Annotated in this window: 16 protein-coding genes; 7 read left to right on the top strand and 9 right to left on the bottom strand. The window is 49.4% G+C overall.

The window, feature by feature from the left end; genetic code table 11:
• Positions 1 to 71: 71 nt before the first annotated feature.
• The gene (locus tag AC0YNZ_RS01965; protein WP_475825030.1) at positions 72 to 323 is read left to right on the top strand and encodes a DUF3892 domain-containing protein; all 252 of its coding nucleotides are present in this window, start codon (positions 72 to 74) and stop codon (positions 321 to 323) included.
• A gap of 60 nt (positions 324 to 383) precedes the next feature.
• Here AC0YNZ_RS01965 and AC0YNZ_RS01960 read toward each other — a convergent pair whose 3' ends face one another.
• The gene (locus tag AC0YNZ_RS01960; RefSeq protein ID WP_475825029.1) at positions 384 to 1,112 is read right to left on the bottom strand and encodes an MBL fold metallo-hydrolase; all 729 of its coding nucleotides are present in this window, start codon (positions 1,110 to 1,112) and stop codon (positions 384 to 386) included.
• A 131-nt stretch (positions 1,113 to 1,243) separates the two neighbouring features.
• Between AC0YNZ_RS01960 and AC0YNZ_RS01955 the strand changes: the two genes are divergently transcribed.
• The 3 genes from AC0YNZ_RS01955 (at position 1,244) to AC0YNZ_RS01945 (ending at position 2,603) form a co-directional block, all read left to right on the top strand.
• Positions 1,244 to 1,447, top strand: a complete 204-nt coding sequence (locus tag AC0YNZ_RS01955) for a hypothetical protein (protein ID WP_475825028.1) — start codon at positions 1,244 to 1,246, stop codon at positions 1,445 to 1,447.
• A 169-nt stretch (positions 1,448 to 1,616) separates the two neighbouring features.
• The gene (locus AC0YNZ_RS01950; RefSeq protein WP_475825027.1) at positions 1,617 to 2,180 is read left to right on the top strand and encodes a stalk domain-containing protein; all 564 of its coding nucleotides are present in this window, start codon (positions 1,617 to 1,619) and stop codon (positions 2,178 to 2,180) included.
• 114 nt (positions 2,181 to 2,294) lie between these two features.
• Complete coding sequence (locus tag AC0YNZ_RS01945; RefSeq protein ID WP_028611181.1) at positions 2,295 to 2,603, top strand: DUF1292 domain-containing protein; 309 nt, start codon at positions 2,295 to 2,297, stop codon at positions 2,601 to 2,603.
• A gap of 98 nt (positions 2,604 to 2,701) precedes the next feature.
• Here AC0YNZ_RS01945 and AC0YNZ_RS01940 read toward each other — a convergent pair whose 3' ends face one another.
• Positions 2,702 to 3,118 carry a DUF1885 family protein gene (locus tag AC0YNZ_RS01940; RefSeq protein WP_475825026.1) on the bottom strand — a complete coding sequence of 139 codons (417 nt, stop codon included), beginning with the start codon at positions 3,116 to 3,118 and terminating at the stop codon, positions 2,702 to 2,704.
• 133 nt (positions 3,119 to 3,251) lie between these two features.
• A complete protein-coding gene (locus AC0YNZ_RS01935; RefSeq protein WP_475825025.1) occupies positions 3,252 to 4,721 on the bottom strand; it encodes an aminotransferase class I/II-fold pyridoxal phosphate-dependent enzyme in 1,470 nt (489 codons plus the stop codon).
• A 176-nt stretch (positions 4,722 to 4,897) separates the two neighbouring features.
• On the opposite strand from AC0YNZ_RS01935, the gene AC0YNZ_RS01930 reads away from it, so the two are divergent.
• Complete coding sequence (locus AC0YNZ_RS01930) at positions 4,898 to 6,091, top strand: MFS transporter (RefSeq protein ID WP_475825024.1); 1,194 nt, start codon at positions 4,898 to 4,900, stop codon at positions 6,089 to 6,091.
• A gap of 61 nt (positions 6,092 to 6,152) precedes the next feature.
• Here AC0YNZ_RS01930 and AC0YNZ_RS01925 read toward each other — a convergent pair whose 3' ends face one another.
• The 3 genes from AC0YNZ_RS01925 to AC0YNZ_RS01915 are packed head-to-tail and all read right to left on the bottom strand — an operon-like array spanning position 6,153 to position 8,650.
• Positions 6,153 to 6,815 (bottom strand): TetR/AcrR family transcriptional regulator, encoded by a 663-nt coding sequence (locus AC0YNZ_RS01925; protein ID WP_475825023.1) that lies wholly within the window; start codon positions 6,813 to 6,815, stop codon positions 6,153 to 6,155.
• A 57-nt stretch (positions 6,816 to 6,872) separates the two neighbouring features.
• On the bottom strand, positions 6,873 to 7,892 hold the full coding sequence (locus tag AC0YNZ_RS01920; protein WP_475825022.1) for an ABC transporter permease: 1,020 nt from the start codon (positions 7,890 to 7,892) through the stop codon (positions 6,873 to 6,875).
• A complete protein-coding gene (locus AC0YNZ_RS01915) occupies positions 7,889 to 8,650 on the bottom strand; it encodes an ABC transporter ATP-binding protein (protein WP_475825021.1) in 762 nt (253 codons plus the stop codon). Before AC0YNZ_RS01915 ends, AC0YNZ_RS01920 begins: the two co-directional genes overlap by 4 nt.
• Before the next feature lie 249 nt (positions 8,651 to 8,899).
• Between AC0YNZ_RS01915 and AC0YNZ_RS01910 the strand changes: the two genes are divergently transcribed.
• Positions 8,900 to 11,929 carry an efflux RND transporter permease subunit gene (locus AC0YNZ_RS01910; RefSeq protein ID WP_475825020.1) on the top strand — a complete coding sequence of 1,010 codons (3,030 nt, stop codon included), beginning with the start codon at positions 8,900 to 8,902 and terminating at the stop codon, positions 11,927 to 11,929.
• Positions 11,930 to 11,991: 62 nt separating this feature from the next.
• Here AC0YNZ_RS01910 and AC0YNZ_RS01905 read toward each other — a convergent pair whose 3' ends face one another.
• From AC0YNZ_RS01905 to AC0YNZ_RS01895, 3 genes are read right to left on the bottom strand one after another with little or no spacing between them, the layout of a single operon-like run.
• A complete protein-coding gene (locus AC0YNZ_RS01905; RefSeq protein ID WP_475825019.1) occupies positions 11,992 to 12,633 on the bottom strand; it encodes a DUF1054 domain-containing protein in 642 nt (213 codons plus the stop codon).
• Positions 12,634 to 12,659: 26 nt separating this feature from the next.
• Entirely contained in the window at positions 12,660 to 13,301 is a 642-nt protein-coding gene (locus AC0YNZ_RS01900; protein ID WP_475825018.1) for a response regulator transcription factor, read from the bottom strand.
• 45 nt (positions 13,302 to 13,346) lie between these two features.
• Positions 13,347 to 14,477: a sensor histidine kinase gene (locus AC0YNZ_RS01895; RefSeq protein ID WP_475825017.1), complete on the bottom strand. Its 1,131-nt coding sequence runs from the start codon at positions 14,475 to 14,477 to the stop codon at positions 13,347 to 13,349.
• Between the two features lie 221 nt (positions 14,478 to 14,698).
• On the opposite strand from AC0YNZ_RS01895, the gene AC0YNZ_RS01890 reads away from it, so the two are divergent.
• Entirely contained in the window at positions 14,699 to 15,643 is a 945-nt protein-coding gene (locus AC0YNZ_RS01890) for an ABC transporter ATP-binding protein (RefSeq protein ID WP_475825016.1), read from the top strand.

Genomic DNA, 15,643 nt, shown 5'->3' with positions numbered 1-15,643 from the left:
TAATTAAAGTACTTAGGGGGCATTATAATGGTTGGCTGTACATGATCTGCTTTGAGAGGGGTTAACGATAAATGAGCGATAATATTGGCGGACAAGATACGAGAGAGTCTATTGTTGCAGTGCAGAAAGACGGAGACGGCGACCTTACCGCCTTCAAAACGACAAGCGGCCGTGTGCTTGATTACGCGGCAGCGCTTCAAGAAGTAAAGGCCGGTCATATTGCAGGCGTTAATACTTTCAAGGGCAGGGATGGCGAATTTTATATCCGCGGTGATGCCGACGGTGATCCGTCGAACAACTTGGACCAGTTACCTACGTTTTAGAAACAAATAGTTAATGGGATAAGGCGCCGCATTTCTTAATTGCAGGCGCCTTTCGTATGTTTACATAATCTCATACTGCTTATGCTGCTCAACAATCCGCATATAGCCGGTTTGGCCTTCATACTGCTCTATAGCGTCTCCGTAGTGCATGAGCCATGTTTTCCTTTGAATCGCTTCAGGAAGCCTTAGAAGCTCTTCCAGACTCGCATGAACGACACCTGGCGCTTCAAGCTGGCAATCATGATAAATCGTGGTAACTCCTTCGTCTACTAATTGCTGGAGCAGGCCGGGATCGAATCTCATATCGGCAGAGTAGAAGAAGCGTTGATTAAATAGAAAAGAATAGCTTGGCTTATTCGCTATATGCTTTGTTTGCAATAGCTTAACCGTCAAACCGGGATGCAGCTCGAATTGTACATTCGGCTCGAGAGGGCGGACCTCGAAGAAGTCCTCTAGCTTGACTAACGGCTCCTGTGTTAAACCGCCGCGGAGTGTATGCTCCCATAAAGGTTCAATTAATGTATCCGCAATATAAAGGACCGGCTTGCGATTATATTTGAACATCATTTGAAAAGCGTATTCTTCCAAACCGCCAACATGATCCCCGTGAATGTGACTGATCAGCACCGCATCAAGCTCAGGAAACGTAATGCCCTGCTGATGGAGCGCCTTTGGCAGTGTAATCCCGCAATCTACAAGCAGTCGAAAGCCATTTGTTTCAATTAAGGCATTGTTATTATCGTATTTTTTCGCAAAAGCGCTGCCTGTTCCAATCATTCGTATGTTCATAATACTGCCTCCTTATGCGTTACACATCTTTAATGTACCAAATATTGCGTATCCCTGACAATTCCTGATGCACATTCGCCCTCCCGTACATACAATGCTATAGCAGTACGTTTACTGGAGGCGAACGAGGGATGAGCAAAGGAAAAGGTAAAGTCATTAAGAAGAAGAAGTCGGCAAGCGACCGAAAGCAGTATTATTACAAGCTTGTACTTTCGGATACGTGTGCAGTGTGCAAGACGCCATGCGCAAGAGGCATGCGCTATTTAGCCAGGATGAAACAGCCTGGTGCGGTAGGGAAGGGCGTCCCTTGCGTATTAACTAGAACCTATGGGTAATCATATGATTTCATTTCCGTATTTCCCAGGCAAGCGCATGGTTCAACATTATTTGACAGATCTGGTCGAATAGTGGATTGAGCAAAAATAGTTTCGGAATTAGCGCAACTTTGCATGAATTTGCGAGTATAACCTTTCATCCAGGCTATCGGATGGAGGGCTTACAACTATGAAACACAGAAAAGTTGTTATTCTGCTGTTGTTACTGTCACTTTGGGGAGGAACGATGCTGTTCGCAGACTCTGCGGCACAGAGGGTTCACGTCTTCATTAACGGTATCGAGCAGGATGACGGGGGTTTAATTGAAGACGGTAAAACGTATTTACCGCTTCGGCAATTAGCCACATCTATGCAAGCTATCATCGAATGGGACAATCAGAACAAACGAGCGTCCGTGTATAAGCCAAATGTGCATATGTTTCTTTTCCAAAACAACGCGGTATTCGGAAACGTCGCAAAGGGCTACCAAGCGAAATTTAAAGTGTTTGCTCAAATCGATAATTTGAAGCCGGATATTGCAGCTGTAAAGGTTTCGATCTTCGACCCATACGGTAAAGAGAAAGTGATTCAATCGGAAAGTGTGAATACGTCTAAGGATAATTTCTGGTATGCAACCGATGATATCGATTATAAATTCGAATATAGCGGGAAATATCCGATTCGATTCTTTCTAAAGCTGAAGGGCTCGGATGAATGGATTGCTGTTTCAGAAAAACTAATTTCATCTCTATGATCAGATGGTTTGCAAGGGCGCCCCTTTATTTAAGGGGCGTCTTCGTTTGACCGTTGGTAGAGTGTCATGTTACTATACGAATGTCTGTAAACATTATTGAAATGGGGTAATATCATGAGCGAGCATCAGCATGGAGACGATTGCGGCTGTGGTCATGACCACGAGCATGAAGAGCATGTCTTTATCGTAACTGACGACGAGGGCCAGGAACGTGAGATGGTCATGGTTTATACGTTTGAATCCGAAAACAATGTGTATGCCGTATTGCTGGATCGTAACGATCCGGAAGCGGACGGCGTCATTTTCCGTATTGAAGAAGAAAACGATGAGTCTTTCCTGGTTGGCATTGAAGACGATGCTGAGTGGGATCGCGTTACTGCGATTTATGAAGAAATTGCCCGTACGGAAAGCGAAGGGAAGTAATTCCAGATCGACTTCATTCGAACGATTGGCATCAAAAAGATCCAAGAGCTATGCTCTTGGATCTTTTTTTTGTCAACATATAACTAAACTTAAAGCGTTTATTTCCGGGGATTAAAATAAATCGTTCGGCCATTGAACATGGTGAGCTCCGCTTGCAGCTGCTTGGCTATAAATTTGCACAGCTCGTTTGCTTTCGCCTTGTCGCCGTGAGTGGCTTCGTCCGGTAGAACAACTTGCACGCAAGATACTGCTTGGCCGGCCGCACTCGCTGTTTCGCCCGGCCCGAAAATAATGTGCTTATATTGCGGATTAATGCCCTTCAAATAAAACCAGCGGTCATCATGCTTTGACTCGATCGTGTAAGGGAAAGCGGCTTCGGCGTAATCCCAATCCAATTGAGTGCCGGTAAGCGCGGTTTGCTCCCGATAATGTAAGAGCTGACTTCGTATTTCCTCTAATGTTAGCTTCTGAACGGATGATCCTTGCACGAATTTTATGTAAGCGCTTTGACTCATCGCATATCACCTCTGCCAACATCATAGCATGCACGAAATGGGTTGACAATAAGTGGTACTACGGGTAAATCGGCATATAAAAACACCGACCCTTAGGCATTTTAAAACCTTTGGGTCGGTGTTCGTGCTTCAATTATGAAATTGCCGTTTCTTCCACGATAACTTTGACAAATTCGATGCTGCGATCCTCAGGTCCTTTGACCGGCAAGCCGACTTGGACATGATCGACGATATAGTCGATATTTTTTTGGGTAATAACTTCGCCGGGCAGCAGTATCGGAATGCCCGGCGGATATACATAAATAAATTCCGCAATGATCCGTCCTGCAGACTCCTTGAACGGGACGACTTCCGTCTGACCGTAGAAAGCATCGCGCGGCGATAGAGATAGCTGCGGAATGTCCGGAATTTTGACGACTAATTCACGTGCTTCAGCACCCTCGTGAAACCGTTCTGACAAGCCCCGCAGCGAAATTAGCAATTTTGACACGGAATCAGAGGTATCTCCAGGCGTAACTAAGCAAAGAATGTTATACATGTCGCTCATTTCGATTTCCACATTATAGTTATCGCGCAGCCAATTTTCCGTTTCATAACCGGTAATGCCAAGATGCCTTACATGAATAGATATTTTGGTCGGGTCGTAATCATAAGTAGCTTCATCACCGAGAATATCTTCTCCGAAGCAATACAGGCCCGGTATCTCATTGATTTGCTGACGGGCGTACTGGGCCAGCTCAATTGCGTGTTCAGCGAGAGCATGTCCGTTCAATGCGAGATTGCGTCTCGACGTATCAAGCGAGCCAAGCAAAATATAAGAAGTCGACGTTGTCGTCAGCATACTTATAACTGTTTGGATGCGGTGCGGGTTAACTCTGCCCTTGCGAACATTGAGCACCGAGCTTTGCGTCATAGAGCCGCCAAGCTTATGAACGCTCGTAGCTGCCATATCTGCGCCAGCTTGCATAGCAGACATAGGCAGCTTCTCGTGGAAATGGATGAGCACGCCGTGCGCTTCGTCGACGAGCACAGGGATGTCGAAGCTATGTACAAGATCGACAATCTCTTTAAGGTTGGCACAAATGCCGAAGTAAGTCGGGTTGATAACAAGCACCGCTTTGGCATCCGGATGCCGCTCCAGCGCCTTGCGGACGGAGCGTGTCGTGATGCCGTGGTCGATTCCGAGATTATTGTCCCTTGCAGGCGAAATGAATACCGGTCTGGCGCCTGCGAAAATAATAGCGGCCATAATGGATTTGTGAACGTTACGAGGCACAATGATTTTGTCTCCGGGCGCGCATACTGTTAAAATCATCGTCATAATCGCGCCGCTTGTTCCTTGCACGGAGAAATAAGTGTAGTCCGATCCGAAGGCGTCAGCCGCTAGCTGTTGCGCTTCCTCAATAACGCCTGTCGGCTGATGCAGGTCATCAAGCGGTGCTATATTGATTAGATCGATCGACAACGCATTGTCGCCGATAAATTCGCGAAATTCCGAGTCGCTGCCCAATCCTTTTTTATGTCCGGGAATATGAAACTGTACGGGATCCTGCTCCGCATGGCGGCGAAGCGCGGTGAAGAGCGGGGTTTTATTGTGATCCATCGCTATCATCCCTGCCTTTCATTAGAGGTTACAAACAAAGTTGAGTATAGCAAATACAGGGGGGAATGCAAGCTCCATTTTTGGGATAGGGGCAGGGATGGTCAATTTGTTCGTCAATTGTTCATACATGCTGGTTTGACGGATATGGTAACATAGGTTGGTGGAGGGGTTGCAGGATGAAAGATAGACGCATGCTTATCGTTATGGCTATTTTAATGACAACATTTATTGGGTTCGGCATTATCATTCCGGTTATGCCGGAAATTATTCAAGCCGCGGATCCGAATAAAGCGGAATTACATACTGGCCGGATGCTGGCCATTTATTCCGCCGTTTCGTTTTTCCTATCGCCGTTCTGGGGAAGCTTGTCCGATCGAATGGGCAGACGTCCGATTATTTTAGTAGGCGTTCTTGGATTTGCGGCGAGTTTTTTGCTGTTCGGCTTGTCCTCAGGCAATTTGACGCTCATGTACTTGTCCCGGGTGCTGGGCGGTTTGTTCTCGGGTGCGGTCGCTTCCGTTATCGTGGCGTATGTAGCAGACATAACGCCTCCGGAGGAGAGAACGAAAGGGATGGGGCTCGTCGGCATGTCAATCGGCCTTGGTTTTACGATCGGGCCTGGCTTTGGCGGACTGCTGAGCGTGATTTCGCTTGAAACGCCTTTTTTCACGGCATCAGCCTTGGCGTTAATAACGTTCGTACTCGCTGCAGCGAAGCTGAAGGAATCGCTTGCGCCGGAGCAGCGGAAGGACAAGGCGGAGAAGCGGGTTTCGCGATGGGCTGCTTTTACAGGACCGCTTAAATATTTGTACGTGCTGGCGTTTTTCGTAACGTTCACGCTCGCGGGAATGGAAGCCACCTTGCAATTTTTCGGTATGCGAAGGTTTGATGTGACTCCGCTGCAGGTCGGCATTTTGTTTTTTGTATGCGGGTTTGTCGGGGCGCTCGTGCAAGGCGGAGTCGTACGACGGCGGATTAAGAAAGGAGAGGAGCCGAAATATATTGGCATCGGGCTCATTATTTCAGCGCTTGGCTTTTTTCTCCTATTGGCCGCGCACTCCCTATGGTGGGCAACCTTGTCGCTTGCCGTGTTCGGAATCGGCAACTCTTTGATCAGGCCATGCGTTACTTCGCTCATCACGCAGAAGACGAAGGTCGGACAAGGCGTGGCATCCGGTCTTAGCTCGTCCATGGACAGCTTAGGGCGCATAGCGGGTCCGCTGCTCGGCTCTTTCTTCTTTACCATTGAAATGGGCCTTCCTTACTTGCTTGGCGGTATATTGTGCTTGGCGGCGCTGCTCCTGCTGCTCCGCTTCCGTCAATTGGACAAGTTGAGCTTCCAAGAGGCCGCAGTGGATACTGCAAAATAAACAGAAAACAAGCCGGCTGTTCATCGTAGGATGAACAACCGGCTTGTTTTTGTTTGGGAGCTTAAGGAGCAAGACCTTTCAAAATAAAAGTGATGGTCGCCTCCCGTTCCTTCTCATCATTCCAGCTGCTATCTGTACGATTTGCCGAGAAGGTACGAAAAAGCACATAGCCCATGAGTGAGGATGCGGCCAATCGAATGACGGTATGGGGCGACCAATCGACGATTGCGCCCTGCTGCTGAAACTTTTGAATGTTGATGCTGAATTTTTCCAGCACCTTCGCCAGGATCAGCTTCTGGAATTGCTCCTGAAGGTCGGGATGGAAAGGGATCTCCTGGATAAATATTTTGAATACCTGCATATGCCTCTCTAGGAAAGCGATCCGATTCTCAATAATGGCCCGCAGCATCTGATCGAAGCTGTCAAAGCTGCTATCGAGCACCTTGTAAAAGTCTCGGAGTACGAAAGGAGCCACAAGCTTAGCCATGACGGGCGCTACGATCGAAAGCAGCAAATCCTTTTTCGTTTTGTAGTGGCGGAAAATGGTTCCTTCAGCAACGCCGGCCCGCTGTGCGATTTCACTCGTCGAAGATGCGGCAAAGCCCTTTTGGGCGAAAACCTCCGAGGCAGCCTGCACGATTTTTAATTGCTTATCGGTCATCTTTATTTCTTCATCATCTAGCTTCAACAGCTCCTGCAGCCATTGTTCTACTGGTTCTTGCATCTAAGACACTCCTTCGCTCATACCCGTTCCTACTATTATATCAGAAGCATTTCGCTTCTACATACGGCGGTGCTTCTTCAGCGCCAGCACATTCAAGAGTGCGAACAGTAAGGAGAAGCCGGCTAACACGTAAATATCCACTTGAAAATCCCCCCAGCTCTCGCCCCGGATCATTATGCCTTTCATCGCGTCGGCGCCATAATAGAGAGGCATAACGAGGCTTAGCTTTTGCAGCCAAGGATTCATGGCATCCAAATTAAACAGTCCCGAGAAAAAGGCTTGCGGCACGATGACGATCGGGATGAATTGAATGATTTGAAATTCGCTGCTTGCAAAGGAAGACAGCAGTGTTCCGAGCGTCAATGCCGTTAACGATAACAGCAAATTAATGATCAGCATATAACCAATGTTTCCAGCCATATACAAGCCGAGCACATCTACCGAATACCAGGCGATCAAAGAGGCTTGCAGCAGGGTGAAAATGCCGAATCCGGCTAAATAACCGGCTACGATTTCACTGCGCCGAATCGGCGTCGCTAGCAATCGCTCTAAGGTTCCGCTTGTTCTCTCCCGCAGGAAGGACACACCGGCAAGCAGGAAGACGAAGAAGAACGAGAAGAAACCGATAAGCACCGGTCCAAAAGAATCGAAGGCAGCCATGTCCGGCCCGCCATGCAAATATGAAATGGCGGGAGCGGCGCTTCCTCCGCTCGTTTGCAGTGCATTTTGCAATAGCAGCAGTACGGCTCTGTTAATGGAAGGGTCGCTGCCCTCAAGCATAAGCTCAGGCGTGCCGCCTTGTAATTGCAGGATGGCGTCGAGCTCGCCTGCTTGCAGAGCTGCTAGAGCATCGTCTGCTGAGTTGTAGACGATAACATCGGCATTTTGCTGTTCGAATTTCTCCGTTATGGCAGCAGGAAGACTGACCATGCCTATAGCGGGGGAGACGGCTTGCCCGTCAAATACGAGTTTCATCAAGCTTAAGACGAGGAGCGGAGCAAGAAATAATAAAGCAAGCGTCCGTTTATCCCGGAGAAATTGTTTCACAATCCGAATGGCAAGCGCGCGTATTCTCATGATTCATCGCCTCCATCGCGTCCAAGTGCAATGAACGCTTCCTCAATGGTACTGCAGCCAGCCTGCGCGATAATAGCTTGTGGCGCATCGAGCGCAATGAGCTTCCCGCCTCTTATCAGGCCAAGCCGATCGCATTTTTCCGCCTCATCCATCACATGCGTCGTTACGATTATGGTCACGCCCTGCTTGCTTAGCGCGGATAGCTCTTGCCAAATCGATTGACGCAGGACGGGGTCTATGCCTACTGTCGGTTCGTCCAGTACGAGCAGCTGCGGCTCATGAAGCAGGGCTATCGCAAGCGAGAGCCGGCGCTTCATGCCTCCCGAATAGGCAGCTGCCGGCTTATTTAAATGATCCGTTAAGGCGACCAGCTTGGAAACGGCCTGAATCCGGGCTTGAAGCACGGCGCCTTTTAAACCGAACATAGCTCCAAAAAACGCTAAATTTTGTTTGCCTGTCAATTCGTTATAGAGCGCATCCGATTGCGCCATGTAACCGAAGGCTTTCAGCATTTTCAGCTGGGGTATCGGTTCTCCAAGCATGCTGACCGTGCCTGCATCGGCACGGTCAATACCGGTCATCAGCTTGATCAGCGTCGTTTTGCCTGAACCGGAGGGACCCAGCAATCCAAAAAGTTCACCTCGCGGAATGGAAAGCGTTATATTTTCAAGCACGGCACGACCGCCTAACGTACGGGCAATTCCTTTCACCTCTACAGCGGCGGCAGAACCGAATGACTCATTTGGTGTGGAAATCATCTTAATCACGCTCCTCGAACTCATAATGAGTAAGTACTCACTTTATAATACGGGAAATTGAGCGGTTTGTGAAGTGAGTACTTACTCATTATTTCGGATTCGTTCCTCGGTCTGCAGATGTAGCCGATATCCGACTTAGGGCGAGAATCAATTCCCTACTCTGGACGTTTTTGCTAATGCTTCTATCCAACTATGATTAGAAAAGACAAAACTAATGAAATCCGTAAAGGGAGAAGGAGTCGGAAACAAATGAGTAAATGGACAGAATGGTCGTTCCGAAATAAGGCGGCCATGATACTGATCGTCGTTATGGCATTGGTGATGGGAGTTATCAGCTACTTTAGACTGCCGATGGAGTTTCTGCCTGCAGCCGACAATCCGCAGGTCATGATTACCGCTATCGGTCCGGGGAATGACGCGAAGTCCATGGAGCAGCTGGTCACGAACCCTTTGGAGGAAGCAGTAACGTTCGTGAAAGGGAAGACGGATATGTTCTCGACTTCCGGCGACGGTTATGCACAGGTCAATTTGAATTTTGACTCGAAGACTAATATGAAAGAAGCGAAGGCGGAAATCGAGCGGGCGGTAGATCAGGTGAAGCTGCCTGCAAATGTAATGAAGCCGTTCGTCGTACAATTTAATACATCGATGATTCCTATCGCTTGGGTAACTTTAACATTTGATGAGAGCATGAGCGAACAGGAAAAGGAAGCGAAGCTTAAGGCGTTTACGACTGAGCTTCAGAAGACGGAGGGTGCTGGCCAGGTCAGCATTAGCGGCAAGTCGTCGCCAACGGTTAGTGTTGTTCCGCTTACGGATAAGCTGGCTGAAGCGGGCATTCCGGTGCAATCGCTAATGGGCGTGCTGCAGGGAAGAGGGGTATCTGTCTCGATCGGGGAACGCACTGTGGACGGAGCTGCCGGCAATATTAATGTATATGATCAAGTGACGGATCTAGAAACGCTGCGCAAGCTTCCAGTCGCTGCGGGCGTCAAGCTGGGAGATGTGGCAACCGTTGAGCTCGCGAAGGATCAAGAGAGCATTAGCCGCATGAACGGCAAAGATGCGATTATGTTCACGATCTCTAAATCTGCCGATGCGAATGCCGTTACTGTAGGAAAGGGCATTGAGAAAACGGTTGAACGATTAAACGAAGACGTAGAGGGCATCCATGCATCCATTATTTTGAGCACATCCGATTCAGTCGTCTCGTCCGTTAACAGTATGATGCGTGAAGTATTGCTTGGCGCCTTGTTCGCAACAATCGTTATATTATTGTTCATGCGCAATATTAAAGCAACAATTGTGACGATCGTTTCGATTCCACTGTCGCTTGGCATTACGCTGTATTTGCTTCAGCTCTCGGGCGTTTCGCTTAACATCATTACGCTTGGAGGCGTTGCGGTAGCGGTTGGCCGTCTCGTCGACGATAGTATCGTCGTCATTGAGAATATCTATAGAAGGCTGCAAAAGGAGTCATTCTCCATCAAGCTTATAAAGGATGCGACGAAGGAGGTTGCTTCCGCGATTACCTCGTCAACACTCGTAACGGTTGCGGTATTTTTACCGATGGGACTGCTGCGCGGCTCGCTGCAAGCATTCCTGCTGCCATTTGCGCTAACGGTCGCTTACTCGCTGCTTGCTTCCTTACTCGTTGCGTTGACTGTCGTACCGCTTCTAAGCGCCGTCTTGCTGCGCGGAACGAAGGAGAAGGAGCATGCCGGATCGTCCAAATTCGCTGCTTTCATCCGCTGGAACCTTGCGCACAAGCTGGTGCCGATTATTATTGCGATCGTTCTGTTCGCAGGCTCGATTAGCGCTTATGTGTTCATGCCGAAGGGAGCGCTTGACTCCTCCAGCGCCGAGAACGTTAACGTATCGCTGCAATATCCGAGCGAAACGCCGGCAGATGAAGTGCTGGAAGCAGGGAAGAAGCTCGAAGCCTATTTGACCGCCAACAAAGACATCGAGTGGGTAATGATGATGCTCGGCAACAGCGCCGATGCAGCCCAATACGGAGCAGTTTCATCGCCTACTCTCGTGACGTATATGATTGACATGAAGGATGGCGCCGACGCAGATTTGTTTATGGACAATGTAAGGTCGCAGAAGGATAACTATAAAGGTGCAACCTTGACGGCAAATGCATCCAACTTAATGATGGGCGGCGGATCGTCGCAAATTTTTATCGACGTGACCGGCGACGACCAGGAGAAGCTTGCTCAAACCGCTGAGCAGCTGATTGCAGCCATTAAGCCGATTGAAGGCGTGCAAAAGGTAGAAAGCAATCAGGAGGAGAAAAAGCCGGTTTACTCCTTTAAAATTGATCCTACGCTTGCGAAAGGACAGGAGGTAGCGATGCAACTGCAAAGCATGCTTAATCCGGTTCCGATCGGATCGATTCGCATAGAGGAAAGCGATACGCCGGTAATATTGCAGCCGGTCGTGAACCCCGATTCGCAGGCAGAGCTGGAGCAGTTAATGGTGATGACAGATGCAGGCGCCGCTCCTATATCTCAAGTAGCCGAGTTGGTTCGCTCCGAGGAGCCTTCCCTTTACTATCATAAAGAAGGAAAAACGTATATCCGCGTAACAGCTAACGCTGAGCCTAAAGAGCTTTCAGTCGTCGGCGATAAAATTACCAAAGCAACGAAGGAGCTTAAGCTGCCGGAGGGCGTAACCCTTGCGGTGGGCGGAGCATCAGCCGATCAATCGAGTGATTTTGCGGATTTGGGTTTAACTGCGCTTATTTCCATCGGAATCGTATATCTCATTATGGTGTTAACGTTTAAGACGCTCCGGGCGCCGCTAGCAATTATGATTTCATTGCCGCTTGCCGCTATTGGAGCAGTAACGGGCTTGCTCATATCCGGTGTGACGCCTGATTTCACGGCCATGTTCGGAGCGCTGATGCTGATTGGAATTGTTGTTACGAATGCTATCGTATTGATAGACCGCGTTAAGCAAAATGAGCTGACGATGCCGATTCGCGAAGCACTGATCGAAGCGGCCACGACGCGGATGCGTCCGATCGTGATGACGGCGGTTGCGACGATTTCCGCGATGCTGCCGCTTGTGTTCGGCTCGCATGAATCTGGGAGCATCGTTTCGCAAAGTTTGGCTATCGTCGTCATTGGAGGCTTGACCGCGGCAACGCTGCTTACGCTGATCATCGTTCCGTGCGTGTACGAATTGTTATTCTTCCGCACCTCACGCAAGCAGAGGCGCGCTAAAGCTGCATCCGTGCTAACGGAAGCCGCACCATCGCTGCAAAATTAATATAGTAAAAGGCTGTACCTCAGAGGTCTATATTGACCCTGGGGTACAGCCTTTTTGTTTACTTATACGCTTGCCATACGGTAAAGCGGCATGAGCGTCTCGTAAGTAGAGGAAGCCAGCGCGAGCAGCGCATCGCCGTCGCGGAGGATGGCATCACCCGCCTGCACATGGCGGCCGATTAGCAGCTCCGCCTTCTGAACGTCCCGGAAACGAGTGAGCGCGTCTTTCCAATCCTGCTTCGACATGCCGCTGACCGCCATGGACTCTTTCTTCATATGATCCAGTGAAAGGACAAAGTCTTTTGGAACGGTTGAAATCACATCGTCGATTTGGTTCAGGAAAGCCGTTGCTATATTGGATTTGTTCGGCACCTCATAAATAAGCGCCAGCCATAGAAATAAGTGGTCATCAAACAATCCAAGCTGAAAATGCGGATGTGCTTTGTAGCCGCGTTTATTGCTGCAAATGGCTAGCCAAGTATCCTTTGGCGGGTTTACTTTGCGGCGGGCATGTCTGGCTACATGCAAATACATTTCATTGCCGGCATGAACAGCTGCGTCGACGCTCAGCCGCTCGCCGATTGCGCGAAATTTTGGCTGAATTTGATTTTGAATGGCAGCCATTCTCTCTTCTAGCCCTTGGATCCCAAAAACATCGAAGTCGGCTTGCGTGAAGCCTGCCAGGGAGGCAGTCTGTGTTGTCATCGTATTCGTCTCCTTCAATAAAAGAATCATTGGTGCAATAATTTCAAATAAAAGATTGCGATTTGAGTTCGGTCTCGCAGTTCAAGCTTATTTAATATTTCAGATATATAATTTTTGACCGTGCCTTCGCTTAAAAACATAGCGGCGGCAATTTCCTTGTTCGATTGGCCGTCCGCGATCAGACGGACGATTTGCCCCTCTGCTTGCGTAAGACCGGTAATCGTTACCGGTTTGACAGTTGCGGCGCGAGGCGTTTCTAACATCCCGGCCAGCTTGCGGGCAATATCGGGGTGAATGAGCACAGAGCCCTCATGCACCGTCTTTATGCCGCTGATAATACGGCTGGGAGGAACGTTTTTGAGTAAATAGCCGTTCGCTCCGTTACGGATCGCTTGTGCGATATACTCATCATCATCGAAGGTCGTTAAGAGGAGGACGGAAGGAGGGGGGGCGAGCGCGCGCAGCAGCTTCGTGCCCTCCACGCCGTCACAGACAGGCATGCGAATATCCATAAGCACAACATCGACGGGATGCTGACGGACAAAAGCTTCTGCTTCATGCCCATTGGCACAAACTCCGGCGACATGCAAATCGTTATCCAGCTCCAAAATGACGTTCATGCTCTCTCGAATAAAAGGATCATCATCCACTATCAGCACTTGAATCATCAGCCCGAATACCCCCAGTTCTAAGCGCGCAGTATTGTATCATCGTTAACCGCCAAGCAGCGGCAGCGTCGTCGTAACCGAGAACCGGTCGGATTTCTGCCACTCCAGCCGGCCCCCGATCAGTGCGATTCTTTCTTTCATGCCCTTCATGCCAAGACCTGCCTCAAGGGGCTCGCTTGGCAGACTGCCGTTATTAGCTATCGTAAGCGCGACGCTAGCGGCAAGGAATTCGAGATCAACCGTAACGGCTGTCGCCTTACCGTGCCGAACGGCATTTGTAATCGCTTCTTGCGCATTTTTGAATAAGATAAGCTCCATACTTGGGTAAAGCGGCCTCGGGTTCCCTGTTATCCGGAAGCTAACGGTTATTCCTAATGCTGCTGCTGATTCTTCCACGAGCCGATCAAGCGCATATCGTCTGGCGTCCTTCTCGCCATCAGCTGCAAGCCTTCGCACCGTGCGGCGCATCAGCTCCATGCTGTCCTGCAGCTGATCGCGTATTTGCTCAACCGTTCTCCTTGCCTTTGACGCATCCGCATCGAACAAATGAAGAGCGGCTTCGGACATCATCTTAACACGAATCAGCCTATGTCCCAGATCATCATGAATATCTTTGGCGATGCGGTTCCGCTCTTCGATTTGCGCATTATACTCAACCTGCGAGGCATAATCCTGCATTCTGCGTCTCGCCGCGTCGAGCTCCACATGGCTGGCGGCCAGCGCTTCATATAAGTGTTCTATCTGGTGGCGCTTATCCTCGAATTCATTGGAAGCATAAAGAATGGCCGCCGTAGTGGCCCAGAGCACGGCGACGGCAAAAATAATCTCATTGTCTCTGCCATGCAAGCCGGAAAGTAAAGCCGCGAGTCCGATTGAGGACCATAGGAGGCAGACCATAGGAGCAGGCCTGCTGCGGAATGTCGCAAGAAGCGTGGAGAACAGATAGAGAAACAGGACTCCGCCATACGAATAGGAAAACCAGGCGAAGCCGATCAACTCCGCCAGCAGAAAGAGATTGCTGTATTTGGGAAGCAAGGAGCCGGCTTTTATTAGGAGCAGGGCAAGCAGCACACAGGCCGTGTAGATGGCATAGGAGCCTGCGTTTACGTTCACGATGCTAATAATAGAAGGGACCGCCACCAGCAAAGCCCGAATCCGATACAGCATGATATTCATGTCAAAATAGCTCCCGCAGCTGAATTTGCTTCATTATAGCACAATGTTGCATGGACGAACGATAATGAAAAGAGCTTTTCAACCAACTTTTGTGCTGCAGTCAGCGCTTCAAGCAAGAGATGACTTTAGTCACCTTCAGAAGGTGACTAATGAGACCTGTATCGGTGTCCGCCATGACGTACAATTGGTTTATCAGAAACAAACTGGGAGGATGAGCAAGGATGAGTCTAGTCAAATTTCGCGAAGTCGTCAAAAAATACGATACGGCATTAACGGTTAACCATCTTACTTTAAATATCGGCGAAGGAGAAGTTTTCGGCTTGCTTGGTCCAAACGGCGCAGGCAAGAGCACGACAATCCATATGCTGTCAGGCTTGCTTGCGCCTAGCGGCGGGGACATATTGGTTGATGGCTACTCCATCCGGAAGCAGCCGCTAGAGGTGAAGAAGCGGATCGGCTTAGTGCCGCAGGAGCTGGCTATCTATGAAAATTTAACGACGCGGGAAAATGTAACCTTTTTTGCAAAGCTGTACGGCCTTAGAGGCCCGCTGCTCCGCGACCGCGTAGATGAAGCGCTGCAATTCGTCGGATTGCTGGAGCGGGCCAAGGATAAACCGTCGACCTTCTCGGGCGGCATGAAGAGACGTCTCAATATCGCATGCGCCATCATGCACAGGCCAAAGCTGATTATCATGGATGAGCCTACGGTAGGGATCGACCCGCAGTCGAGGAATCATATTTTGGAATCGGTACGATCGTTGAATAAACTGGGCTCAACCGTTATTTACACAAGCCATTACATGGAAGAGGTTGAAGCGATTTGTACGAGAATCGGTATTCTTGATCAAGGCAAGCTGATCGCAAGCGGTACGAAAGAACAATTAAAGCGTCAGGTAGGGCAGGAAGAGAAGCTTATTTTCGAGATCGACCGGAAATCGGGAACTGCGCTAACGGAGATGGAGGAGCATCCCGGCGTGCAGAAGCTGGATGAGCGCGATAACGGCATGACGCTTGAAGTATCGGTGAAGGAATCGCCTTCCATTTTACAGGATTTATTATTTATTATTCAGAAGCACGGCATAAATCTCCGCAAGCTGACGCGGGTAGAGCCGAATCTCGAGTCGCTCTTTCTGCAAATGACCGGGCGCAATTTGCGTGACGAATAG

This window comes from Paenibacillus sp. J2L1-98 (assembly GCF_056269405.1).
The sequence above is the reverse complement of the archived record's forward strand: the minus strand, read 5'-3'. Positions and strand labels throughout refer to the sequence as shown.